This window comes from Stenotrophomonas sp. 2619 (genome assembly GCF_040548725.1).
Classification (GTDB): Bacteria; Pseudomonadota; Gammaproteobacteria; order Xanthomonadales; family Xanthomonadaceae; genus Stenotrophomonas; species Stenotrophomonas maltophilia_AP.
On record NZ_JBEPSF010000029.1, the window covers coordinates 1 to 23099 of the forward strand.

Genomic DNA, 23099 nt, shown 5'->3' on the forward strand with positions numbered 1-23099 from the left:
GGGGGGGGGGGGGGGGGGGGGGGGGGCGCGGCCGCGGGGGGGGGGGGGGGCCGCCCCCGCCGCCCCCCCCCCCCCCCCCCCCCCCCCCCCCCCCCCCCCCCCCCCCCCCCCCCCCCCCCCCCCCCCCCCCCCCCCCCCCCCCCCCCACGGCCGCGCCCGGAAAGCCACAACGCACGCTTCTGCTCGCCCCGCATAGGGGCGAAGAACAAAAAAGGGCGCCTTTCGGCGCCCTTCTTCATTCATACGATCGACCGCTTACCAGACCAGGTCGTCGGGCACCTGGTAGGCAGGGTCGGCGTACGGATCAGCCTCGGCAGTGGCGTTGGGATCCACGCGCAGCGCCACCGACGGAGCGAAGATGGCTTCGGCCTCGTCGAGCACGGCCGCCGTGACCAGCAGGTAGCGGCCGTTCTGCTGCAGCACACCCAGCTCGCCGGCGTTGAGCGCCTTGAGCTGGTCGGCGGTGACGTACACGCGCTTGATCTTGCCGCCGTAGTTGAAGTGGCGGGCGATCTCGGCGCCGGCGTCATTCAACGACTTGCCTTCCAGCAGCACGTCCAGCTTGGCCTTGGCTTCGCGGCGCAGCCGCGCCTCTTCCTGCTTCAGGCGTTCGGCTTCGATGCGGTCGTCTTTTTCCTTCTGCGCACGGATCGCGTAGGCCTTGGCCAGGTCGATGTCCTCGCGCGAACGCGGCTTGCCCTGGCCGGCATTCTGGCCCTGGCCGGGACGCGGGCCGCCGCCCGGGCGGCCCTTGCCGTGCGGCGCGCGGCGCGCGGCGTCGCCCTCGCGCGGCGGACGCCCCGGGGCACCCTCACGCGGCGGGCGCGCTTCGCCGGGCTTGCCCGGAGGACGCGCACCGTGGGGTTTATTGCCCGGCCGGCCGTCACGGCGGGCATCGGGTTTGCGTTCTGGCTTGGGCGCGGATTTGAAACCCAGGCCCAGCAGCTGGTCGCGGAGTGTATCGCTCATGACGTGGAATCGATCAGTAGTGCGGGGGCGGCGGTTCTTCGCCCGAATCGGAATACAGCGCGTTGCGGACCTTGCCCAGGTCCTCCAGCAGCAGGCGGGTCAGGTCGGCGTTGCGGCTGCCTTCGATGCGTGCATCGGCCAGCGCTTCACTGAGCTCGGCCAAGGCCTGTTCCTGGAAGGACACGCGCATTTCCAGCTCGATCAGGCGCGCTTCCAGCGCCTGCTCACGCGGTGTGGGGGTGGAATCATGCATGCAGCGAACGTCCCCGGCCAATGCCGTAGTAGGCCAGGCCCGCGGCTTCGATCTCCTGCGGGTCGTACAGGTTGCGGCCGTCGAACACGACCGCATCGTTGAGCACCTCGCGCAGGCGGACGAAATCCGGGCTGCGGAACTGCTTCCATTCGGTCACCACGACCAGCGCATCGGCGCCGTCCAGCGCGTCGTAGGCGTTGTCGCAGAACACCAGGTCATCGCGCTCGCCAAAGATGCGGCGCGCTTCCTCGGTGGCTTCGGGATCGTAGGCGCGCACGCTGGCGCCGCCCTCCCACAACTGGGCCAGCAGGCGCCGGCTGGAAGCTTCGCGCATGTCGTCGGTGTTGGGCTTGAAGGCCAACCCCCACACCGCGAAGGTCTTGCCACGCACGCCTTCGTCCTCGCCACGGTCATAGTGGCGCTGGATCAGCTGGTAAAGATGCCCCTTCTGCGCTTCGTTGACCGCCTCCACCGCGTTCAACAGCTTCGGCTCATGGCCATGCTGCTGCGCGGTGCGGGCCAACGCCTGCACATCCTTGGGGAAACACGAGCCGCCGTAACCGGCGCCCGGGTAGATGAAGTGCCAGCCGATGCGCGGATCCGAGCCGATGCCCTGGCGGACCTGCTCGATATCGGCACCGACTTTCTCGGCGATGTTGGCAATTTCGTTCATGAACGAAATCTTGGTCGCCAGCATCGCGTTGGCGGCGTACTTGGTCAGCTCCGCCGAGCGCACGTCCATTTCCACCACGCGATCGTGGTTGCGGTTGAACGGTGCGTACAGGCGGCGCATCAACGCCACCGAATCGGGGTTGGAGGCACCCACCACGATGCGGTCCGGCCGCATGCAGTCGGCAACCGCGTCGCCCTCCTTCAGGAATTCCGGGTTGGAGACCACGTCGAACGCGATCTCCACCCCACGCGCCGCCAGTACCTCGGCAATGGCGGCACGCACCTTGTCGGCCGTGCCTACCGGCACGGTCGACTTGTTCACCACCACGGTCGGCACGGCCATGTGCGTGCCGATCGTGCGGGCTACCGCCAGCACGTACTGCAGGTCGGCGCTGCCGTCCTCGTCCGGTGGCGTGCCCACGGCGATGAAAATCACCTGGCCATGCGTGATCGCGCTGGCGGCATCGGTGGTGAAGGCCAGCCGCGATGCGGCGTGATTGGCCTTGACCATCGGCTCCAGGCCCGGCTCGTAGATCGGGATGACGCCACGGTTGAGGCCATCAACCTTGGCCTGGTCGATATCGACGCAGACCACCTGGTGGCCGACATCGGCCAGGCAGGTACCCGTGACCAGACCGACGTAGCCGGTACCGAAAATCGCTACACGCATGTCCGTGGGGACTCCAGTTTCGCTTACGGCAGGACGTTGAGCAGTTCGACGTCGAAGGTCAGCGTCGCGTTCGGACCGATCGGACCGCCCGGCGTGCCCTGTTCGCCGTAGGCCAGCTCGCCCGGGATCCAGAAGCGGTACTTGGACCCGGTCGGCATCAGCGAGACGCCTTCGGACCAGCCCTTGATCACCTGGTCCAGGCCGAATTCGATCGGCTGGCCACGCTCGTAGCTGCTGTCGAACACGGTGCCGTCAAGCAGCTTGCCTTCGTAGTTGACGCGGACCTTGCTGGTCGGCATCGGGCGCTCGCCCGAACCCGGACGCAGCACCTGGTACTGCAGGCCCGAAGCGGTGGTGACAACGCCCGGCACGGTCTTGTTCTTGGCCAGGAACGCATTGCCTTCGGTGCGGTTGGTACCGCCCTTGGCGGCCGCCTGGGCCTGCATTTCAGCCTGCTTGCCGGCCATGAAGCCTTCCAGCGTGGCCTTGGCCTGCTCCGGGGTCATCTTGGCGGTGCCACCGTTGAAGGTGGTGGTGACGGCGTCGAACAGCGCGTCCAGGTCCAGGTCCGCCTTCAGCGGGGCCAGCGACGGACCCACGGCGTAGGTGCCCAGCATCAGGCCGACCTTCTCGCGGTCCACCTTCGGCGGCGCCGAACCCGGGGCCACGCCCGGCACCGGCTGGCCGCTCTTGGCCATCATCGCCTGGCGCAGGGCGGCGTCGGTCTTCTGTGCCTCGTCCTGCGAAATCAGCGGCGGCTTGCCTTCAAAGGCATTGGTCACGCCGCGGCGCAGGGCCGCCAGATCGATCTCGCTGGAGATCGGGGCGAACGAGTTGGCCACGTCGATACCGATGGCGTAGCCGAGCTTTTCCCGTTGGGAGTTCAAAGCGGAAGTCTCCTTGACGGCCGCACGCGCGGCCGGTTGTTGCGACATCACGGTACCGGTGGCACCCATCGCCAGAATCAGAACCGACGCCGCGGCGCCGCGCATTCCCATCTTCATTCGCTACTTTCCTGGAAGTGACTGGACGCCGACGTCGGCGCGAAAGCAATCATTGTCGCACGCACATGCGAGATGTCGAGGTTGTCAGTGTTTTGCCGGTGTGACAGACAGCTCACGTTCGATCGCGGCGACCAGCGCCTTGTCGTCCGGCGTGACCTTGCTGGGGAACTGCGCCACCACCCGGCCATCCCGGCCGATCAGGTACTTGTGGAAATTCCAGCCCGGCGCGACCCCGGTCGCGGCGGTCAGCCGCTGGTACAGCGGCGTGGCCTGCGGCCCGGTGACCTGCACCTTCTGGAACATCGGGAACTTGACCCCGTAGGTCAGCGTGCAGAATTCCTGGATCTGGGTCTCATCGCCCGGCTCCTGCCCCTTGAAGTCGTTGGACGGGAAGCCCAGCACCGAGAAGCCGCGCGCGGCGTACTTCTGCTGCAGCGCCTCCAGGCCTTCGTACTGCGGGGTGAAGCCGCACTTGCTGGCGGTGTTGACCACCAGCAGCACCTTGCCGCCGTACTGCTTCTGCAGGTTGACCTCGGCCTTGCCGGCCAGCGGTCGATAGGAAACGTCCAGCAGCCCGGCCGCGTGGGCCCCGCTGGCGGCCAACAACCCGCCCAGCAGCAGCGTCACGCCCCAGCGGCGGACCCGCGGGGTGGCCGTACGGTGCGGGGACGACTCAAGGTGGGTCAGGGACATCACGACACTCCACGAAAGGGATCAAAAAGGCTGTTTCGGACTATATCACCGGCACTTTTGCCGCTGCGTGGCATCGCCGCGGCGCCCTCCCCCGACGCAGGCCGGCGGGCCTTGGCGACCCCGGCCTCCACCGGGCCCTGATCCCCTGATCGGCCCCAGCTTGCCGACTCTGGCGGTCTGCCGCCGCACCTGAATAGACGCGCCCGCTCACCTACCATTGACCAGACTGAATGGACGATAGCCCATCCCGTTGTCAGGAAACCAAGACATCCTTATACAAATCAATATGTTGAAGTCACAGCGCGTTCGCTGTCACACCCCTGCCATCAGTTGGGGGTGGCAACCTGTTGCACTCCGGCGTGCCGGTGTTATAGTTGCATACAACACCAGTCACCTGATGCAGGGGAAGCCCATGAACCGCATGCGCCGCCGCCAGTCCGCCAAAGCTGTCACCGCCGCCTCCGCGCTGTTGCTGCTCGGTTGGCTTGGCACCCCTGCCGGTGACCTCGGCAGCACCGCTGCCACCGGTGCGTTTGAAAGCCCGCAGGACGCAGGCGTACTCCAGGCAGGGAACGCCAACGGCGCCCCCACGCCCCCCCGCCGGCTGCACAGCTCCCTGTCCATGCCTTACTTCTCATTCGCACAGTCGCTGAACCCACGGAGCTGACCATGAGCGATATCCAATGGAGCGATGGTGCTCCGATCTACCGTCAGCTGAAAGAGCGAGTGATTGCCATGATGCTTGACGGCATCATCAAGCCTGGCGACGCCCTGCCTTCGGTCCGACAGGTCGCCGCCGAGTACCAGCTCAACCCCATCACCGTTTCGCGCGCCTACCAGGAACTGGCTGACGAGGGCCTGGTCGAGAAGCGCCGCGGGCTGGGCATGTTCATGACCGAGGAAGCGGCCACGCAGCTGCGCAGCAGCGAGCGCGACCGGTTCCTCAATGAAGAATGGCCACTGGTGTTGGAACGCATCCAGCGCCTGGGCCTGAATATCGACGAATTGCTGCCCCAGGGGAAATCCTCATGAATGCCGTTGCAAGTGATGTCGTCATTTCCGCCCGTGGCCTGCGCAAGGCCTACAAGCAGACCGTGGCGCTGGACAACACCAGCTTCACCATCGCCCCGGGCCGGATCACCGGCCTGATCGGCCCCAACGGCGCCGGCAAGACCACCCTGCTCAAGGCGCTGCTGGGCCTGACCACGGTGGAAGGCGAACTGCAGGTGCTGGGGCTGGACCCGGCCGTGCAGCGCAACGCGCTGATGAACGATGTGTGCTTCATCGCCGACGTGGCGGTGCTGCCGCGCTGGATGAAGGTGCGCGAAGCGATCGACTTCGTCGCCGGCACCCACCCGCGCTTCGACCGCGCCCGCTGCGAGCGTTTCCTGGCCTCGACCAAGCTGCAGCCCAAACAGCGCGTGCGCGAACTGTCCAAGGGCATGATCGTGCAGCTGCACCTGGCGCTGGTGATGGCCATCGATGCCAAGGTGCTGGTGCTGGACGAGCCGACCCTGGGCCTGGACATCCTGTACCGCAAGGAGTTCTACCAGCGCCTGCTGGAGGATTACTTCGACGAGCAGAAGACCATCATCGTCACCACCCACCAGGTGGAAGAGATCGAGCACATCCTCACCGACGTGATGTTCATCCGCGACGGCCGCATCGTGCTCACCACCGACATGGAAGACATCGGCGAGCGCTACAGCGAAGTGCTGGTATCGGCCGAGTCGCTGGAGGCCGCGCGCGCCCTGCAGCCCATCGACGAGCGTGCCCTGCCGTTCGGCAAGACCGTGCTGTTGTTCGACGGGGTGCCGCGCGCCCAGCTCACGCCCCTCGGCGAGATCCGCAGCCCGGGGCTGGCGGACCTGTTCGTGGCCATCATGAAGGGAACCTACGCATGAACACCGTCCACTACCACCCCATCAGCAAGGCCAGCACCTTCAAGTGGATGCTCAAGCGCGAGTACTGGGAAAACCGCGGCGGGTTCCTGTACGCCCCGCTGATCGCCGGCGCGATTTCGCTGGTGATGAGCCTGATCGGCATTCTGTTCGGGCTGCTGGCCATGAACCGCGCGGCCAAGAGCGGCGGCCTGGTGATCGACAATGAAAGCGTCAACGTCAACGGGCTGGACCTGGCCCTGCTGACGAAGAAGCTGGACGCCGAGGCGCTGCACAACCTGGCCAACGGCCTGGACCTGACCCTGCTGCTGAGTTCGCTGTGGCCGTTCATCGTGCTGGCCTTCGTGGTGTTCTTCTACTGCCTGGGTGCGCTGTACGACGACCGCCGCGACCGCAGCATCCTGTTCTGGAAGTCGCTGCCGCTGTCGGACACCCAGACCGTGCTGTCCAAGGCATTGAGCGCATTGCTGGTGGCGCCGGTGATCGCGGTGCTTGCCTCGATCCTGACCATGTTCGGCTTCCTGCTGATCATCAGCGTGGTGGTGCTCAGCCATGGCGGCGACCCGATGACCCTGATCTGGGGCCCGGCCAGCCCGCTGGCGATCGCCGCCGGCCACCTGTCCTGGCTGCCGGTGTACCTGCTGTGGGCACTGCCGAGCGTGGGCTGGCTGCTGATGTGCTCGGCCTGGGCCAAGACCAAGCCGTTCCTGTGGGCGGTGATGCTGCCGCTGTTTGCCGGCATCATCGTCAGCACCACGCACCTGATGAACGCTTTCGACAGCACCAGCGGCTGGTTCTGGAAGCACATCGTCGGCCGCCTGTTGCTGGGTACCCTGCCGGGCAGCGACGTGTTCTACCGCGCCGATGAGCTGCGCGCGGTGATCGGCGACCGTGACAACCTGGTGGCCGCGCTGGCCCCGGCCAACCAGCTGACCGCGTTGAGCCTGCCCGATATCTGGATCGGTGCCGCGGTGGGCGTGGTATTCATCATCGTCGCCATCCGCCTGCGCCGCCGCGCCGGCGAGATCTGATCGATTCACTCAAGGAGCCGCACATGATCCGCATGCTCGCTGTTGCTTCCCTGCTGTTGCTGCCGCTGTCGGCCCTGGCCGAACAGCCGCAGTGCAAGTTCAATGCACCGCGTGACCTCAAGCTCGACCTGGCCGGCGCCAAGGCGGTGGTGTTCGAGGTCAACCAGCACGATCTGGTGCTCACCGCCGGTGGCGGTGCCGCACAGCTGAGTGGCCGCGCCTGCGCCTCCAACGCGGACTGGCTGCGCCAGCTCACCGTGACCCAGCAGAAGGTGGGCGACAAGCTGGTGGTGCGCCTGCAACGCGAGAAGCAGAACCTCAGCATCAACATCGGCGGCAGCAACTACGCCTACCTGGATCTGCGCGGCAGCGTGCCGGACACCCTGCTGGTGCAGCTGAAGGTCGGCTCGGGCGACGTCAGCGTCACCGGCGCGCACTCGCTCAGTGCCGACGTCGGCTCCGGCGACATCGCCCTGCACGACATCAAGGGCGCGGTCACCGCCGCGATCGGCTCGGGCGATGTGACCCTGGACGGCGCCGGTTCGCTCAACCTGTTGTCGGTGGGTTCGGGCGACTTCAAGGCACGCAACCTGCGCGGCAACGCGAAGGTCGGCACGGTGGGGTCGGGCGACCTCGAACTGGACGGTGTGCAGGGCAACGTCACGCTGGAAACGCTGGGCTCCGGCGACGCCGACGTGCGCCAGGTCAAAGGCAACGTCAGCATCGGCAACGTGGGCTCGGGCGATGTCGAGCTGCGCGGCGTGGGCGGCAACGTCAGCGTCGAACGGCATGGCTCCGGTGACATCACCGCGCGCGATGTCAGCGGCGACCTGACCGTGGCCCACAGCGGCAGTGGCGATGTGAACCACAGCGGTATCGGCGGTCGCGTGCAGCTGCCGCGCGGCAAGTAATCCTCCCATTTCCAGGAACGAGCGCATGACCACCCGACTGCTGCTGCCCACCCTGCTGCTGTGCCTGCCGCTGGCAGCCTGCAACAACCGCGACGCCGCCCGGACCGACCCCGGCACCGGCAAGGCCACGTCGCCGGCCGCTGAAGCCAGCACCGTTGGCAAGACCGTGCAGGACGCCACCGACAAGGCCCGCAAGGAACTGGCGCAGAGCAATATCAGCGTGTCCAACGGCCAGTCGATCAAGGCCGAAATCACCCCGCAGGGCGAACTGCTGATCAACGGCACCGCCGTGGCCACCGACGCCCACCAGCGCGAACTGCTGCTGGACTATCGCAAGCAGGTGGAAGCGGTGGCCGGCGCCGGCATGGAGATCGGCGTGGCCGGGGCCAACCTGGGCGTGAAGGCGGCCGGCGAGGCGCTGAAGGGCATCTTCTCCGGCGATACCCAGGGCATCGAGGGGCGGGTGAACGCCGAAGCCAGCAAGATCGAGGCCCAGGCCAAGCAGTTGTGCACCCTGCTGCCGGGCATGATGGCCAAGCAGCAGGCGCTGGCCGCGGCGGTACCCGAGTTCAAGCCCTACGCCACCATGGACCAGAGCGACATCGACGACTGCGGCAAGTAATCGCCGGGCCTGCGACGTTCGGTCGCAGCCGGGTCCGCACGCACGGGGGGAGGACTAGAATGGTCCTCCCCCTTTTCATGTCTGCGCCCACCATGAAGAAGCTGTGCCTGCTGCTGTTCGCCCTGTTCTGCCTGGCCGCCACCGGCTGCGACCAGGAATACCGCAACCATCGTGCCGAGCGCGGCAAGCCGAAGATCACCGTCAGCGACGGCATGCTCACCGTGCGCCGCGCGCCGGCGCCGAACATCATCGTGCTGCCCAACGGCCACATGAAGATCGACGAGATCGAAATTCCGCTCGACCCCAGCCAGCAGGCCCTGCTGCAGGGGATGTTCGGCCAGCTGCAGGTGCTGCGCCAGAACACCCTCACCGACGCCCCGCCGGACCCGGCCAAGCGCTCGGTCAAGATCCAGGTGCCACCCGGCATGCAGCCGATCCCGCCGGACCTGGTGCAGCGCATCCCGGAGTTCAAGGACTACACCGAGACCTTCGACAACCTGCAGGCGGATCGGCACTGAGGATTGACGGCGCGGCGCGTCGATGGGTCGGGCGCTGGGCGCCCCTGCCCTTTCCGGCGACGCCCCCGGCGTCGGCCTGCGGCCGCCCCCTCCTCCTTTACTTCGCCTCCAAGGGCAGGGGCGCCCAGCGCCCGACCCACCGACGGCCACTGAAACGGCACGTAGAGCCGGGCTCTGCCCGGCTTCTGATTGTCCCTGGGAGCCGGCCAGCGGCCGGCACTACCGGGGCACGTAGAGCCGGGCTCTGCCCCGCTTCTGATTGTCCCTGGGAGCCGGCCAGCGGCCGGCACTACCGAGGCACGTAGAGCCGGGCTCTGCCCGGCTTCTCATTGTCCCTGGGAGCCGGCCCGCGGCCGGCACTACCAGGAGAGAGCACAACCAAAAAACGGGCCTTTCGGCCCGTTTTTCGTTCCAACCTCACCCGCTCGGTCAACCGCCGCCGCCACCGCCGGCATGGATGCCGCCTGCCGTGAGCGCTGCCGGATCCAGCAGCTTGCGCAGCTCGGCCTCGGACAACCCGCTGTCTTCCAGCGCCACGTCCAGCACCGGGCGCTGCTCCTTGTAGGCGCGCTTGGCAATCGCCGCGGCCTTTTCATAGCCGATGATCGGGTTCAGCGCGGTCACCAGGATCGGGTTGCGATCCAGCGCCTCGCGCACCCGGTCCTCGCGCACCGTCAGGCCGGCGATCGCGGTATCGGCCAGCAGCCGCGAGATGTTGGACAGCAGGCCGATCCCATCGAGCAGGTTGGCTGCGATCAGCGGCAGCGTCACGTTCAACTGGAAATTGCCGGTCTGCCCGGCCACCGTGATCGCGGTGTGGTGGCCGATCACCTGCGCGCACACCATCACCGTGGCCTCCGGAATCACCGGGTTGACCTTGCCCGGCATGATCGAGCTGCCCGGCTGCAGCGCCGGCAGTTCGATCTCGCCCAGGCCAGCCAGCGGACCGGCATTCATCCATCGCAGGTCGTTGGCGATCTTGATCAGGGCCACCGCCAGCGCGTTGAGCTGGCCGGACAGTTCCACCGCATCGTCCTGCGCGGCCAGGCCTTCGAACTTGTTCTCGGCGCTGTCGAACTTGACCCCGGTCTGCTGCTTGAGCAGCTTGGCCACGCGCTCGCCAAAGCGCGGATCGGCATTGATGCCGGTGCCGATCGCGGTGCCGCCCAGCGGTAGCCGACGCAGGCGCTTGAGGCTGTCTTCAATACGCTCCTGCGCAGAGGACAACTGCGCCGACCACGCACCGAACTCCTGCTCGAAGGTCAGCGGCATGGCGTCCATGAGGTGCGTGCGCCCGGTCTTGACCACCTTGCGCAGGCTGCGACCCTTCTTGTCGATGGTCTTGCGCAGGTGCACCAGCGCTGGCAGCAGCTGTTCGTGCACGCCCAGCAACGCCGACACGCGCAGCGCGGTGGGAATCACATCGTTGGAGCTCTGCCCCTGGTTGACGTGGTCGTTGGGATGCACCGCCAGCTTGCCCGCCTTGCCCGCGCGGTTGGCCAGGGTGGCAATGACCTCGTTGGCATTCATGTTCGACGACGTGCCCGAACCGGTCTGGTACACATCGATCGGGAAGTGCGCATCGTGCTGGCCGTCGGCCACTTCGGCCGCGGCTGCCTCGACCGCCTTGCCGATGTTCTTCGGCAGATGACCCAGTTCGACGTTCACCGCCGCCGCTGCGCCCTTGACCAAGCCCAGCGCGCGGATGAAACCGCGCGGCATGCGCTGCCCGGACACCGGGAAATTGTTCACGGCCCGCTGCGTCTGCGCGCCCCACAACGCATCACTGGGCACCTGCAATTCGCCCATGCTGTCGTGTTCGATCCTGAAACCCTTGCTCATTGCATTACTCCGCGATTCTTTCGGTGGGGAAAGGGAACCTGCGGCTGGCAACGGGCCTGATTCCCTGGCTGGCGGCTCCAGCCACAATACTCCCACCGCGCACTGAAACCCAACAGCGCGGGTGATCGGCTAGACTCGGGATTCGTGTCCATTCAGAAAGATTTCCGCCCCCATGGGTGACGACCCTCACTGTAGTTTCTGGCGCGCCGCTGCGCGCATGCCCCTGCCCGCGCACCCCGCCGGCGCCGATGCCCCCCTGCCTGCTGCGGCCATGCCGCGGGGCGCGCGATGATCGGCAACCTGCTCCTGCTGCTGTTGGCCTTCGGGCTGGTGCTGCTCAACGGGTTCTTCGTGGCCGCCGAGTTCGCCCTGGTCAAGCTGCGCCATACCCAGGCCGTCGGCCTGGCCGAACGCCACGGCTGGCGCGGCCGCCTGCTGCTCAACGTGCATTCGCACCTGGATGCGTACCTGTCGGCGTGCCAGCTGGGCATCACCCTGTCCTCGCTGGGCCTGGGCTGGGTCGGCGAGCCGGCCTTCGCGCACCTGCTGCAGCCGTTGTTCGATGCCTTCGGCATGAGCGCCGACGCCTCGCGCCTGACCGCCTTCATCATCGCCTTCAGCGTGATTTCGTTCCTGCACATCGTGCTGGGCGAACTGGCCCCCAAGTCGATGGCGATCCGCCGCCCGGACCGCATGTCGCTGTGGACCGCCGCACCCCTGTACCTGTTCTACTGGGCCATGTACCCGGCCATCTGGCTGCTCAACAACAGCGCCAATGCGCTGCTGCGGCTGGCCGGCTGGGGCGATGTTGAACACACCTCGCACCGCTATTCGCGCGAGGAACTCAAGCTCATCGTCGGCCGCCAGCAGCCCACCGACAGTGCACCGGACCACGGCCTGACCCTGATGAGCCACGCACTGGAACTGCCGGAGCTGGTCGCCGGCGACCTGATGCGCCCGCGCGACCATATGCGCGCGTTCCGCGACGGGATGGGCCTGGCCGACGTCATGGCCGAGTTCGCCGAGAGCCGTTACAGCCGCTACCCGTGGTTCGACCGCGACGGCGAGGACGTGCTCGGCATCCTGCACATGAAGGACCTGCTGGTGGAAATCGCCCGCGGCCAGCCCACCGACGACCTGCGCGCCCTGCTGCGCCCGGCCAACCTGATCGCGCTGGAGACCCCGGTTCCCAGCGTGCTGGAACGCTTCCGCACCGGCACCACGCACCTGGCGCTGTGCGTGGAGGAACATGGCCGCATCCTGGGCTACTTCACCCTGGAAGACCTGTTGGAAGTGGTGGTCGGTGACATCGAGGACGAGCACCCGCATATCGTCAAGGACGCCCCCACCCGTGGCGCCGATGGCAGCTTGCTGGTGGCCGGCTCGACCTCGATCTTCCGGCTGGAGCGCCTGCTCGGGCATGACCTGGAGGCCCCGGACCACCTCAATTCGGTCGGCGGGCTGATCGTCCACCAGTTGCAGCGCCTGCCGGAAGAAGGCGAGCAGCTGGTGATCGACGGCCACCAGTTCACCATCAAGCGCATGGCCGGCCACCGCATCCAGGCCGTTACCGTACGCATGGCACAGGCCGAGCCCCCCGGGGAAGCGTAGAATGACGGCCCCCGCCGTCATTGCCCTGCGCCCGCCATGTCCGAATTCGCCCTGCTCGCCCTGTCCCCGCTCGATGGCCGCTACGCCGGCAAGGTCGACGCACTGCGTCCGATCTTCTCCGAATACGGCCTGATCAAGGCCCGCGTGAAGGTCGAAGTGGAATGGCTGCTGGCCCTGGCCAACGAGCCGGGCATCGTCGAACTGGCGCCGTTCTCGGCCGCCGCCACGGCCCGCCTGCGCGCGCTGGCCGAAGATTTCGCCCCGGCCCATGCCGCGCGGGTGAAGGAGATCGAGCGCACCACCAACCACGACGTCAAGGCGGTGGAGTACTTCATCAAGGAACAGCTCAAGGCCGACGCCGAGCTGGGCCCGGCGCTGGAGTTCGTGCATTTCGCCTGCACCAGCGAAGACATCAACAACCTCAGCTACGGCCTGATCCTGGAACAGGCCCGCCGTGAAGTGCTGCTGCCCAGCCTGGACGGCGTGACCGCCAGCCTGCGCGCCCTCGCCCACGCCCAGGCCGAGCAGCCGATGCTGTCGCGCACCCACGGCCAGACCGCCTCGCCCACCACCCTGGGCAAGGAAGTGGCCAACGTGGTCGCCCGCCTGGAGCGCCAGCGCAGGCAGATCGCCGCGGTGGAACTGACCGGCAAGATCAACGGCGCGGTCGGCAACTACAACGCCCACGTCATCGCCTACCCGGCAGTGGACTGGCCGGCCTTCGCCAAGCGCTTCGTGGAAAGCCTGGGCCTGGTGTTCAACCCGTACACCACCCAGATCGAGCCGCACGACAACGTCGCCGAAATCGGCGATGCCGCGCGCCGCGCCAACATCATCCTGATCGACCTGGCCCGCGACATCTGGGGCTACATCTCGCTGGGCTACTTCAAGCAGAAGCTCAAGGAAGGCGAAGTGGGCTCCTCGACCATGCCGCACAAGGTCAACCCGATCGACTTCGAAAACGCCGAAGGCAACTTCGGCATCGCCAACGCCCTGTTCGAGCATTTCAGCGCCAAGCTGCCGATCAGCCGCTGGCAGCGCGACCTCACCGACTCCACCGTGCTGCGCGCGGTCGGCACCGCCTTCGGCCACACCCAGGTCGGCCTGGATTCGCTGGCCAAGGGCCTGGGCAAGCTGACCGTGAACCCCGAGCGCCTGGACGCCGACCTCAACGCCGCGTGGGAAGTCCTGGCCGAAGCCGTGCAGACGGTCATGCGCCGCTACGGCCTGCCCAACCCCTACGAACAGCTCAAGGCCCTCACCCGCGGCCAGGGCATCACCGCCGAATCGATGCAGGCCTTCGTCGAATCGCTCGACCTGCCCGACGACGCCAAACAGGGCCTGCGCGACCTGACCCCGGGCGGCTACATCGGCCTGGCGGCGGACCTGGCAAAGGCGATCTGAAGATCGCGCCCCCCCGCATGACCCCGAAAAGGGACGCCGGCACTGCCAGCGTCCCTTTTTCGTTGTGGGGCGAGGAGCAGCCGGGCAGAGCCCGGCGCTACGGGCGCTCCATTGCAATGCGTTACCGGGGTGCGCACGTAGCAACGCAGACTCATTGACCTGCCTTACCCTCCGCCCACACCGGATAACCGTCCAGAGGTGGCCGGGCGGCCTTGCCCAGGACCGTGTGTTGCCATGGATGGCAACACCGAGCCCCCAGGGACGGGTTCACGGCGTGTCCTGGGCAAGGCCGCCCGGTCACCTCCCGCCGCAAACAATCAAGGCGCTGCCTTGGACGTGGCCGTGGCCGTGGACGTGGCTTTGGACGTTGATCTACGCCCTCAACCTCCAAACCTCCACCCCCGCGACACCCCACCGCAGGTGCACATCGGCCCCAACCAGCGGACAATGGCCCCGCTCGCGCCGGCCACCTGCCGCGCCCCCGCTTTCCGTCTACACGCTCCAAGGATTCCCCCATGGCTGCCCGCACCACCAAGACCCCCGTCATCGAAATCCAGGCCCGCCCCGGCCTGCCGCTCGGCATGCCCGCCGCCGTCTTCCTGCGCGACTACTGGCAGAAGCGCCCGCTCCTCATCCGCGGCGCCTTCCCCGATTTCGAAACCCCCGTCCAGCCCGAAGACCTCGCCGGCCTCGCCTGCGAAGAAACCGCCCTGTCGCGCCTCATCACCCATGACCGTGCCACCGACGGCTGGAGCGTACGCACCGGCCCGTTCCAGGAAGACGAATTCCCCGGCATGCCCGACCACGACTGGACCCTGCTCGTCCAGGACGTCGACAAGTGGGACGCCGACGTCCGCGCCCTCGTCAACCACTTCGACTTCCTGCCGCGCTGGCGCATGGACGATGTGATGATCAGCTTCGCCGCCACCGGCGGCTCCGTCGGCGCCCACGTCGACCAGTACGACGTCTTCCTCCTGCAGGCCTACGGCCACCGCCGCTGGCAGATCGACGCCAGCGAATCCACCAAGGGCAAGCGCCCCCCGCTCGACTTCCGCGACGACGTCGAACTCAAGCTCCTGCGCCGCTTCAAGCCCACCCACGACTGGGTGCTTGAACCGGGTGACATGCTCTACCTGCCGCCCAACGTCCCCCACAACGGCGTCGCCGAAGACCCCTGCCTCACCTTCTCCTTCGGCATGCGCGCACCGGCCTCGGCCGAGCTCATCAGCGATTACCTGGACACCCTCATCGAAGGCGCCGACGAATCGATCCGCTACCAGGATCCGGATCTCAAGCTGCCCGAAGACCCCCACGAAATCGACGTACTGGCCATGAACCGCGTGGTCGAGGCGCTCAATGCCATCCGCATGAACGACCCCGACAAACTCGGCGACTGGTTCGGCCGCTTCATCACCACCTACCGCGCCGCCGGCGAAGTGGTGGCCGGCGCCGACCCGCTGCCGCGCGAAGAGATCGAAGCCGCCCTGGCCGCCGGCCTGGACCTGCAGCGCCACCCGTGGGCACGCATGGCCTGGCGCCGCGCCAAGCGCGGCGCCAGCCTGTACTGCAGCGGCCTGGAGTTCGCCCTGCCGGTCAAGGATGCCCAGGTCCTGGCGGCCACCGAACAGCTCGGCGGCGCGCTCTACGGCAAGCTCTCGGCCAAGGGCCGCGACGCCGTGCAGGCCTTGATGGCCGGCGGCTACTACCAGCTGTTCGACCCCAACGCCCTCGACGAAGCCTTCGACGACGAGGCGTTCGATGACGAAGCGGACGCCGAAGACGGCCATGTCGCCGAGGATGCCATCGTCGACGGCACCGACAGCATCGAGGTCATGCACGACGCCACGGTCGAGGCCGACGTGCACGAAGTGACCATCCACGAAGACGGTATCGAAGTCATCGTCGATTTCGACGACAGCGACGACCAGGACGACGGCAAGCCGGCCTGAGCATGACGGCCCGCTTCCAGGTCGAACCGGTGGACTACCCGACGCAGCGCGAGGCGCTGCATCGGGTCCGGCAGCGCGTGTTCGTCGAGGAGCAGCAGGTCCCAGCGGAGTTGGAAATCGACGCGCTGGACCCGCTCAGCGTGCATGTACTGGCCCGTGGCAGCGACGGCGAGCCGATCGGGGCCGGGCGGCTCACCCCGGACGGCCGGATCGGCCGCATGGCGGTGCTCGCCGACTGGCGGGGCCGCGGCGTTGGCGAAGCGCTGCTGCTGGCCCTGATCGACGCCGCGCGCAGCCGCCATTGGCGGGAAGTGAGTCTGCACGCCCAGCTGCCGGCCCGGGTGTTCTATACCCGCCAGGGCTTCCTGCCCGAGGGCGAGGTCTTCACCGAGGCCGGTATCGCCCACCAGCACATGCGCCTGGTGCTCGATGGCGCGGTGGCCATCGACCGTGCCGACCAGGCGGTGGCGATCACCACCGCCTTGGTCCACCGCGCCCGCCGCCAGCTGTGGCTGCACAGCCGCCAGCTCGACCCCGGGGTGCTGGATGCCCCGCCGGTGCTGGAGGCGCTGCGCCGGTTCGCCACCGCCCGCCACGACAAGCAGGCGCTGCTGATCGTGCACGACGCCGCCGCCATCGCCCAGGCCGGCTCGCCGCTGCTGGGACTGCTGCAACGCCTGCCCAGCGTGTTCCGCATCCGCCAGGTCAGCGACCCGATCGACCGCGCGTCGGCCTCGGCCTGCCTGCTCAACGATGCCGGCGACTACTACTTTCGTCTGAGCGGACACCGTTTCGACGGCGAAGCCGGGCTCGCGCTGCGAGCACGTTCGCGGCCGTTGCAGGACGGTTTGCAGCGCGTATGGGAACGTTCGCGTGAATGCAGCGAACTGCGGGCAATCGGCCTGTAGCTCACGCCACGGGCTCGAACCTGTCTGGGAATGACACCGCAGGTCCTGCCCGGACCCCTGCGGTGCCCCTTCCTGTCCCGATGGGGGTACAATTTGGGGAGTTAGATACCGCCCGCGCAGGGCTATTCACTTTTCCCTGCCGGATCATCGAAGCCTTACCCCACAAGCGAATCCGACCCTCCATCGTGGACAATCTACTGAAGCAGTTTGCGCAGTCTTCGCAGCTCGCCGGCGGCAACGCCTCCTATATCGAGGATCTGTACGAGCAGTACCTCGTTTCTCCGGACAGTGTCGATCCCAAATGGAAGACCTACTTCGACGGCTTCAAGGGCCGCGAAGCCGGTGACATTCCGCACTCGGCCGTCATCGCCCACATCACCGAAGCCGCCAAAAACGCTGGCAACAGCGCCACGGCCACCGGTGCCGGCGACGAGCGCGAGCGCAATGTCGGCCGTCTGATCACCGCCTACCGTTCGCGTGGCCACCTCGGCGCCCGCCTGGACCCGCTGGGCCTGACCCCGCCGACCAACCCGCCGGACCTGGGGCTGCCGTTCCACAGCCTGTCCGAGAGCGACCTGGGCAGCGAGTTCAGCACCGGCGGCATCGCCGGCCAGCCGCGCATGAAACTGCGCGACCTGCTGGAGCGCCTGAAGAAGACCTACACCGGCTCCATCGGTGCGGAATTCATGCACATCTCCGAGGTCGAGCAGCGCCAGTGGCTGTACCAGCGTCTGGAAACGGCCGGTGGCAACTACAACCTGGATGCCGACACCCAGCGCCGCACCCTGGAGCGCCTGACGGCGGCCGAGGGTCTGGAGCGCTACCTGCATACCAAGTACGTCGGCCAGAAGCGCTTCTCGCTGGAAGGCGGCGACGCGCTGATCCCGATGATGGACACCATCATCCGTGACGCCGGCAAGGATGGCGTCAAGGACGTGGTGATCGGCATGGCCCACCGCGGCCGCCTGAACGTGCTGGTCAACACGCTGGGCAAGAGCCCGCGCAAGCTGTTCGACGAGTTCGAAGGCAAGTTCGAGCACGACGAGCACGCCTCGGCCGGCGACGTGAAGTACCACATGGGCTTCTCGGCTGACGTGTCCACCCCGGGCGGCGCCGTCCACCTGGCGCTGGCCTTCAACCCGTCGCACCTGGAAATCGCCGACCCGGTCGTGGCCGGTTCGGTGCGTTCGCGCCAGGAGCGCCGCGGCGATACCGCGCGCAAGCAGGTGATGCCGATCCTGATCCACGGCGACGCGGCCTTCTCCGGCCAGGGCGTGGTCATGGAACTGTTCCAGATGTCCCAGGCCCGCGGCTTCGCCGTCGGTGGCACGGTGCACATCGTGGTCAACAACCAGGTGGGCTTCACGACCTCCAACCCGCTGGATACGCGCTCCACGCGCTATGCCACCGACGTGGCGAAGATGATCGCCGCCCCGGTGCTGCACGTGAACGGCGATGATCCCGAAGCGGTGGTGTTCGCGGCCCAGCTGGCCTTCGAGTTCCGCCAGAAGTTCGCCAAGGACGTGGTCATCGACCTGATGTGCTACCGCCGTTGGGGCCACAACGAGGCCGACGAACCGGCGATCACCCAGCCGCTGATGTACCAGGTGATCCGCAAGCACCAGACCACCCGCGAGCTGTACGCGGCCAAGCTGGAAGCCGCCGGCGTGATCCCGGCCGACGCTGGCAAGGCGCTGGTCGATGCCTACCGCAACAAGCTCGATGCCGGTGAAGTGACCACCGAGCTGGCGGCCGTCGAGAAGACCCCGGCCACCAGCAAGATGTACGTCGACTGGCCTGCGCTGCTCAACGGCAAGCTGTCCGATCCCATTTCCACCGCGGTGGGCATGGAGAAGGTCAAGCAGCTGGCCAAGCTGATCAACACCGTGCCCGAAGGCGTGGAACTGCACTCGCGTGTGGCCAAGGTGTACGACGACCGTCGCAAGATGGCCGCCGGCGAGATCCCGGGCGACTGGGGCTTTGCCGAGAACCTGGCCTACGCCACCGTGCTGGACGAAGGCAACAGCCTGCGCCTGGTCGGCCAGGACGTCGGCCGCGGCACCTTCACCCACCGCCACGCGATCCTGCACGACCAGAAGACCGACAACTACTACCTGCCGCTGCGCCAGCTGGTCGAGTCGCCGGAACAGGCCACCATCATCGATTCGCTGCTCAGCGAAGAAGCAGTGATGGCCTATGAGTACGGTTTCTCCACCACCGATCCGAACACCCTGTGCATCTGGGAAGGCCAGTTCGGCGACTTCGCCAACGGTGCCCAGGTCGTGATCGATCAGTTCATCGCTGCCGGCGAAGCCAAGTGGGGCCGTATCAGCGGTTTGACCCTGCTGCTGCCGCACGGTTACGAAGGGCAGGGCCCGGAACACAGCTCGGCGCGCCTGGAGCGTTTCCTGCAGCTGTGCGCGCTGGAGAACATGCTGGTGTGCGTGCCGTCGACCCCGGCGCAGGCGTACCACATGCTGCGTCGCCAGATGCGCATGACCACCCGCAAGCCGCTGGTGGTGATGTCGCCCAAGTCGCTGCTGCGCCACAAGCTGGCCGTGTCGAGCCTGGAAGAGCTGGCCGATGGGCAGTTCCAGCACCTGATCGGCGATGCCAACGCAGACGCCAAGAAGGTCAAGCGCGTGGTGCTGTGCTCGGGCAAGGTCTATTACGACCTGCTGGAAGACCAGACCAAGCGTGGCCAGGACGATGTGGCCATCATCCGCGTCGAACAGCTGTATCCGTTCCCGCGCGCGCTGCTGGCTGCCGAACTGAAGAAGTACGGCAAGGCTGCCGATGTGGTGTGGACGCAGGAAGAACCGCAGAACCAGGGGGCGTGGTACCAGATCCGCCACCACCTGCAGTTCTGCCTGGCCGATGGCCAGAGCCTGCACTACGCCGGTCGCGCCCGTTCGGCATCGCCGGCCGCTGGACACATGGCTGACCACATCATCGAACAGCAGAAGCTGATCGCCGATGCCCTGGTCAACCCGTTCAACGACTCGGTTGCTGAATAACCTCTCCCCCTCATTCTAGAAAAGACAAACCAGGAAGCTCCCGCATGGCCACCGAAGTCAAAGCCCCGGTACTGCCCGAATCCGTCGCCGACGGCACCATCGCCACCTGGCACAAGAAAGTCGGCGATGCCGTCAAGCGCGATGAAAACCTGCTTGATCTGGAAACCGACAAGGTCGTCCTGGAAGTGCCGTCGCCGGTCGATGGCGTGCTGAAGGAGATCAAGTTCGAGGTGGGCGCCACCGTGACCTCCAGCCAGGTCGTGGCCATCATCGAAGAAGGCGCGACCGCTGCTGCCGCGCCGGCCGAAGAGAAGAAGGCCGACGCCCCGGCGGCGGCTCCGGCACCGGCCGCTGCTGCTCCGGCCGCTGCTGCCCCGGCGCCGGCGGCCAAGTCGGCTGCCGACGGCCTGCCCCCGGGCGCCCGTTTCTCGGCGATCACCGAAGGCGTGAACCCGGCCGACGTGTCTGGCACCGGCCGTCATGGCGCGGTGACCAAGGAAGACATCGTCAACTTCGCCCGTAGTGGCGGCGCTGGCAAGGCGGGCGGTGCACGTCCGGAAGAGCGCGTGCCGATGACCCGCATCCGCAAGCGCATCGCCGAGCGCCTGATGCAGTCCAAGAACAGCACGGCCATGCTGACCACCTTCAACGAGGTCGACCTGTCCAAGGTGTCGGCCGCGCGCAAGGATCTGCAGGACGAGTTCGTCAAGGCCCACGGCATCAAGCTGGGCTTCATGAGCTTCTTCGTGAAGGCCGCCGCCAACGCGCTGCAGCGCTTCCCGCTGGTCAATGCCTCGATCGACGGCGACGACGTCATCTATCACGGCTACTCGGACATCTCCATCGCCGTGTCGACCGACAAGGGCCTGGTGACGCCGGTGCTGCGCAACGTCGAGCGCATGTCGTTCGCCGACATCGAAAAGACCATCGCCGACTACGCCAAGAAGGCCCGTGACGGCAAGCTGAGCCTGGAAGAACTGCAGGGCGGCACCTTCACCGTGACCAACGGCGGCACCTTCGGCTCGCTGCTGTCCACGCCGATCATCAACCCGCCGCAGAGCGCCATCCTGGGCATGCACGCCATCAAGGAACGTCCGATCGCCCAGAACGGCCAGGTCGTGATCGCGCCGATGATGTACCTGGCACTGTCCTACGACCACCGTATCATCGATGGCAAGGATTCGGTGCAGTTCCTGGTGGACATCAAGAACCAGCTGGAAAACCCGGGCCGCATGCTGTTCGGCCTGTAAGACCCGCCACCCCTCCGCGCCTGCGCGGAGGGGTGTTGGTTTTACGGCACTGCACCGCACTGCCCTGCTCTCTCCCCGGCGCCTGCGCGCCACCGGCTTCGACCGAAGCTCGGGAATGCAACAAGGACTATTTCAATGGCTGAACAATTCGACGTCGTCGTCATCGGTGCCGGTCCGGCCGGCTACCACGCCGCCATCCGTGCCGCGCAGCTGGGTCTGAAGACCGCCTGCATCGACGCGGCCCTGGGCAAGGACGGCAAGCCGGCCCTCGGTGGCACCTGCCTGCGCGTGGGCTGCATCCCGTCCAAGGCGCTGCTGGATTCCTCGCGCCAGTTCTGGAACATGGGCCACATCTTTGGCGACCACGGCATCAGCTTCAAGGACGCCAAGATGGACGTCGAGGCGATGGTTGGCCGCAAGGACAAGATCGTCAAGCAGTTCACCGGCGGCATCGGCATGCTGTTCAAGGCCAACAAGGTCGCCGCCTACTACGGCTTCGGCGAACTGCAGCCGGGCAACGTGGTCAAGGTCACCCAGCATGACGGGTCCATCGTCGAGCTGAAGGGCACCAACGTCATCATCGCCGCCGGTTCGGACTCGATCGAACTGCCGTTCGCCAAGTTCGACGGCGACACCATCGTCGACAACGTCGGCGGCCTGGACTTCACCGAAGTGCCCGCCCGCCTGGCCGTGATCGGCGCCGGCGTGATCGGTCTGGAACTGGGCAGCGTGTGGAAGCGCCTGGGTTCGGAAGTGACCATCCTGGAGGCGCTGCCGGAGTTCCTGGCGGCCGCCGATACCGAAGTGGCCAAGGCGGCCGCCAAGGAATTCAAGAAGCAGGGCCTGGATATCCGCCTGGGCGCCAAGGTCTCCAAGGCCGAAGTGACCAGCAAGGGCAAGAAGAAGGAAGTCGCGCTGACCTACGCTGACGCGGAAGGCGAAAAGAGCCTGATCGTGGACAAGCTGCTGGTGGCCGTTGGCCGCCGCGCCGCCACCAAGGGCCTGCTGGCCGAAGGCACCGGCGTCAAGGTCAACGAGCGTGGCCAGATCGAAGTGGACGACCACTGCCACACCGGCGTCGACGGCGTCTGGGCGGTCGGTGACTGCGTGCGCGGCCCGATGCTGGCGCACAAGGGCTTCGAGGAAGGCATCGCGGTGGCCGAACTGATCGCCGGCCTGCCGGGCCACGTCAACTTCGACACCATTCCGTGGGTCATCTACACCGAGCCGGAGCTGGCCTGGGTCGGCAAGACCGAGCAGCAGCTGAAGGCCGAGGGCATTCCGTACAAGGCCGGCAGCTTCCCGTTCGCCGCCAACGGCCGTGCCGTGGCCATGATCGAGCCGGCCGGCTTCGTCAAGGTGCTGGCCCACGCGGAAACCGACCGCGTGCTGGGTATGCACCTGGTGGGTGCCAACGTGTCCGAACTGGTCCACGAAGGCGTGCTGACCATGGAGTTCAACGGCTCCTCCGACGACCTGGCGCGCATCTGCCACGCCCACCCGTCGCTGTCCGAAGCGGTGCACGACGCGGCCATGGCCGTGACCAAGCGCGCGATCCACAAGGCGAACTGATCGCCCTGCGGACCGTGTAACGAAAAACCCCGCCAAGGCGGGGTTTTTTGTGCGTGCGTGCCCGGTGGTAACCCCTGCCGGCGGGCGCGTCGCCCCTCTCTGGTAGTGCCGGCCGCTGGCCGGCGCGTCGACCCTCTCTGGTGGTCCGCGTCGCCGGCGGGCGCGTCGACCCTCTCTGGTGGTCCGCGACGCTGGAGGGCGCGTCGCCCCTCTGGTAGTGCCGGGCGCCGGGCGGGGCCCCCCCGGGGGGTTCGGAGAGCCCGCCCCCGGCCCGCCCCACCCGCGCGGGTTTTTGAGCCCCC

19 protein-coding genes are annotated in these 23099 nt (G+C 67.2%); 13 read left to right on the forward strand and 6 right to left on the reverse strand.

What is annotated here, in order from left to right; translation table 11 throughout:
* Positions 1 to 255: 255 nt before the first annotated feature.
* The 5 genes from ABIA71_RS20470 to ABIA71_RS20490 form a co-directional block, all read right to left on the reverse strand.
* A complete protein-coding gene (locus ABIA71_RS20470) occupies positions 256 to 969 on the reverse strand; it encodes a DUF2058 domain-containing protein (protein ID WP_354287762.1) in 714 nt (237 codons plus the stop codon).
* A 13-nt stretch (positions 970 to 982) separates the two neighbouring features.
* The gene (locus ABIA71_RS20475; RefSeq protein WP_038687608.1) at positions 983 to 1222 is read right to left on the reverse strand and encodes a SlyX family protein; all 240 of its coding nucleotides are present in this window, start codon (positions 1220 to 1222) and stop codon (positions 983 to 985) included.
* Positions 1215 to 2564 (reverse strand): UDP-glucose dehydrogenase family protein, encoded by a 1350-nt coding sequence (locus tag ABIA71_RS20480; RefSeq protein WP_354287764.1) that lies wholly within the window; start codon positions 2562 to 2564, stop codon positions 1215 to 1217. The genes ABIA71_RS20475 and ABIA71_RS20480 overlap by 8 nt, the downstream gene beginning before the upstream one ends.
* Positions 2565 to 2587: 23 nt before the next feature.
* Positions 2588 to 3568 carry an FKBP-type peptidyl-prolyl cis-trans isomerase gene (locus tag ABIA71_RS20485; RefSeq protein WP_354287766.1) on the reverse strand — a complete coding sequence of 327 codons (981 nt, stop codon included), beginning with the start codon at positions 3566 to 3568 and terminating at the stop codon, positions 2588 to 2590.
* Positions 3569 to 3652: 84 nt separating this feature from the next.
* Positions 3653 to 4189 (reverse strand): glutathione peroxidase, encoded by a 537-nt coding sequence (locus ABIA71_RS20490; protein ID WP_502961291.1) that lies wholly within the window; start codon positions 4187 to 4189, stop codon positions 3653 to 3655.
* Positions 4190 to 4930: 741 nt separating this feature from the next.
* Between ABIA71_RS20490 and ABIA71_RS20495 the strand changes: the two genes are divergently transcribed.
* The 6 genes from ABIA71_RS20495 (at position 4931) to ABIA71_RS20520 (ending at position 9244) form a co-directional block, all read left to right on the forward strand.
* A complete protein-coding gene (locus ABIA71_RS20495; protein WP_128096337.1) occupies positions 4931 to 5293 on the forward strand; it encodes a GntR family transcriptional regulator in 363 nt (120 codons plus the stop codon).
* Positions 5290 to 6165, forward strand: coding sequence for an ABC transporter ATP-binding protein (locus ABIA71_RS20500; RefSeq protein ID WP_128096336.1), 876 nt, complete (start codon positions 5290 to 5292; stop codon positions 6163 to 6165). Before ABIA71_RS20495 ends, ABIA71_RS20500 begins: the two co-directional genes overlap by 4 nt.
* Positions 6162 to 7193, forward strand: a complete 1032-nt coding sequence (locus ABIA71_RS20505) for a hypothetical protein (RefSeq protein WP_128096335.1) — start codon at positions 6162 to 6164, stop codon at positions 7191 to 7193. The genes ABIA71_RS20500 and ABIA71_RS20505 overlap by 4 nt, the downstream gene beginning before the upstream one ends.
* Positions 7194 to 7216: 23 nt before the next feature.
* Positions 7217 to 8104 carry a GIN domain-containing protein gene (locus ABIA71_RS20510; RefSeq protein WP_354287770.1) on the forward strand — a complete coding sequence of 296 codons (888 nt, stop codon included), beginning with the start codon at positions 7217 to 7219 and terminating at the stop codon, positions 8102 to 8104.
* Between the two features lie 25 nt (positions 8105 to 8129).
* Positions 8130 to 8726, forward strand: coding sequence for a YggN family protein (locus tag ABIA71_RS20515; RefSeq protein WP_354287772.1), 597 nt, complete (start codon positions 8130 to 8132; stop codon positions 8724 to 8726).
* Between the two features lie 92 nt (positions 8727 to 8818).
* The gene (locus tag ABIA71_RS20520) at positions 8819 to 9244 is read left to right on the forward strand and encodes a hypothetical protein (protein WP_354287783.1); all 426 of its coding nucleotides are present in this window, start codon (positions 8819 to 8821) and stop codon (positions 9242 to 9244) included.
* Between the two features lie 429 nt (positions 9245 to 9673).
* Here ABIA71_RS20520 and ABIA71_RS20525 read toward each other — a convergent pair whose 3' ends face one another.
* The gene (locus ABIA71_RS20525) at positions 9674 to 11086 is read right to left on the reverse strand and encodes a class II fumarate hydratase (RefSeq protein WP_354287774.1); all 1413 of its coding nucleotides are present in this window, start codon (positions 11084 to 11086) and stop codon (positions 9674 to 9676) included.
* 288 nt (positions 11087 to 11374) lie between these two features.
* Here ABIA71_RS20525 and ABIA71_RS20530 point away from each other — a divergent pair, with 288 nt between their 5' ends.
* From ABIA71_RS20530 to lpdA, 7 genes are all read left to right on the forward strand, one after another.
* Complete coding sequence (locus ABIA71_RS20530) at positions 11375 to 12697, forward strand: hemolysin family protein (RefSeq protein ID WP_354287776.1); 1323 nt, start codon at positions 11375 to 11377, stop codon at positions 12695 to 12697.
* A 36-nt stretch (positions 12698 to 12733) separates the two neighbouring features.
* Positions 12734 to 14101 (forward strand): adenylosuccinate lyase, encoded by a 1368-nt coding sequence (purB, locus tag ABIA71_RS20535; RefSeq protein WP_354287777.1) that lies wholly within the window; start codon positions 12734 to 12736, stop codon positions 14099 to 14101.
* Between the two features lie 515 nt (positions 14102 to 14616).
* Positions 14617 to 16050 carry a ribosomal protein uL16 3-hydroxylase gene (locus tag ABIA71_RS20540; RefSeq protein ID WP_354287779.1) on the forward strand — a complete coding sequence of 478 codons (1434 nt, stop codon included), beginning with the start codon at positions 14617 to 14619 and terminating at the stop codon, positions 16048 to 16050.
* A 2-nt stretch (positions 16051 to 16052) separates the two neighbouring features.
* Complete coding sequence (locus ABIA71_RS20545; protein ID WP_354287780.1) at positions 16053 to 16958, forward strand: GNAT family N-acetyltransferase; 906 nt, start codon at positions 16053 to 16055, stop codon at positions 16956 to 16958.
* Between the two features lie 185 nt (positions 16959 to 17143).
* On the forward strand, positions 17144 to 19975 hold the full coding sequence (locus ABIA71_RS20550; RefSeq protein WP_128097263.1) for a 2-oxoglutarate dehydrogenase E1 component: 2832 nt from the start codon (positions 17144 to 17146) through the stop codon (positions 19973 to 19975).
* Between the two features lie 44 nt (positions 19976 to 20019).
* Positions 20020 to 21225 carry a dihydrolipoyllysine-residue succinyltransferase gene (sucB, locus tag ABIA71_RS20555; RefSeq protein WP_354287782.1) on the forward strand — a complete coding sequence of 402 codons (1206 nt, stop codon included), beginning with the start codon at positions 20020 to 20022 and terminating at the stop codon, positions 21223 to 21225.
* Positions 21226 to 21360: 135 nt separating this feature from the next.
* Entirely contained in the window at positions 21361 to 22797 is a 1437-nt protein-coding gene (gene lpdA, locus ABIA71_RS20560) for a dihydrolipoyl dehydrogenase (protein ID WP_128097262.1), read from the forward strand.
* Positions 22798 to 23099 lie beyond the last annotated feature (302 nt).

Excerpts from the sequence above, each read along its gene's own strand:
- ABIA71_RS20470 (WP_354287762.1), bottom strand. The coding sequence starts at position 969 with ATGAGCGATACACTCCGCGACCAGCTGCTGGGCCTGGGTTTCAAATCC.
- ABIA71_RS20475 (WP_038687608.1), bottom strand. The coding sequence starts at position 1,222 with ATGCATGATTCCACCCCCACACCGCGTGAGCAGGCGCTGGAAGCGCGC.
- ABIA71_RS20480 (WP_354287764.1), bottom strand. The coding sequence starts at position 2,564 with ATGCGTGTAGCGATTTTCGGTACCGGCTACGTCGGTCTGGTCACGGGT.
- ABIA71_RS20485 (WP_354287766.1), bottom strand. The coding sequence starts at position 3,568 with ATGAAGATGGGAATGCGCGGCGCCGCGGCGTCGGTTCTGATTCTGGCG.
- ABIA71_RS20495 (WP_128096337.1), top strand. The coding sequence starts at position 4,931 with ATGAGCGATATCCAATGGAGCGATGGTGCTCCGATCTACCGTCAGCTG.
- ABIA71_RS20500 (WP_128096336.1), top strand. The coding sequence starts at position 5,290 with ATGAATGCCGTTGCAAGTGATGTCGTCATTTCCGCCCGTGGCCTGCGC.
- ABIA71_RS20505 (WP_128096335.1), top strand. The coding sequence starts at position 6,162 with ATGAACACCGTCCACTACCACCCCATCAGCAAGGCCAGCACCTTCAAG.
- ABIA71_RS20510 (WP_354287770.1), top strand. The coding sequence starts at position 7,217 with ATGATCCGCATGCTCGCTGTTGCTTCCCTGCTGTTGCTGCCGCTGTCG.
- ABIA71_RS20515 (WP_354287772.1), top strand. The coding sequence starts at position 8,130 with ATGACCACCCGACTGCTGCTGCCCACCCTGCTGCTGTGCCTGCCGCTG.
- ABIA71_RS20520 (WP_354287783.1), top strand. The coding sequence starts at position 8,819 with ATGAAGAAGCTGTGCCTGCTGCTGTTCGCCCTGTTCTGCCTGGCCGCC.
- ABIA71_RS20525 (WP_354287774.1), bottom strand. The coding sequence starts at position 11,086 with ATGAGCAAGGGTTTCAGGATCGAACACGACAGCATGGGCGAATTGCAG.
- ABIA71_RS20530 (WP_354287776.1), top strand. The coding sequence starts at position 11,375 with ATGATCGGCAACCTGCTCCTGCTGCTGTTGGCCTTCGGGCTGGTGCTG.
- purB (WP_354287777.1), top strand. The coding sequence starts at position 12,734 with ATGTCCGAATTCGCCCTGCTCGCCCTGTCCCCGCTCGATGGCCGCTAC.
- ABIA71_RS20540 (WP_354287779.1), top strand. The coding sequence starts at position 14,617 with ATGGCTGCCCGCACCACCAAGACCCCCGTCATCGAAATCCAGGCCCGC.
- ABIA71_RS20545 (WP_354287780.1), top strand. The coding sequence starts at position 16,053 with ATGACGGCCCGCTTCCAGGTCGAACCGGTGGACTACCCGACGCAGCGC.
- sucB (WP_354287782.1), top strand. The coding sequence starts at position 20,020 with ATGGCCACCGAAGTCAAAGCCCCGGTACTGCCCGAATCCGTCGCCGAC.
- lpdA (WP_128097262.1), top strand. The coding sequence starts at position 21,361 with ATGGCTGAACAATTCGACGTCGTCGTCATCGGTGCCGGTCCGGCCGGC.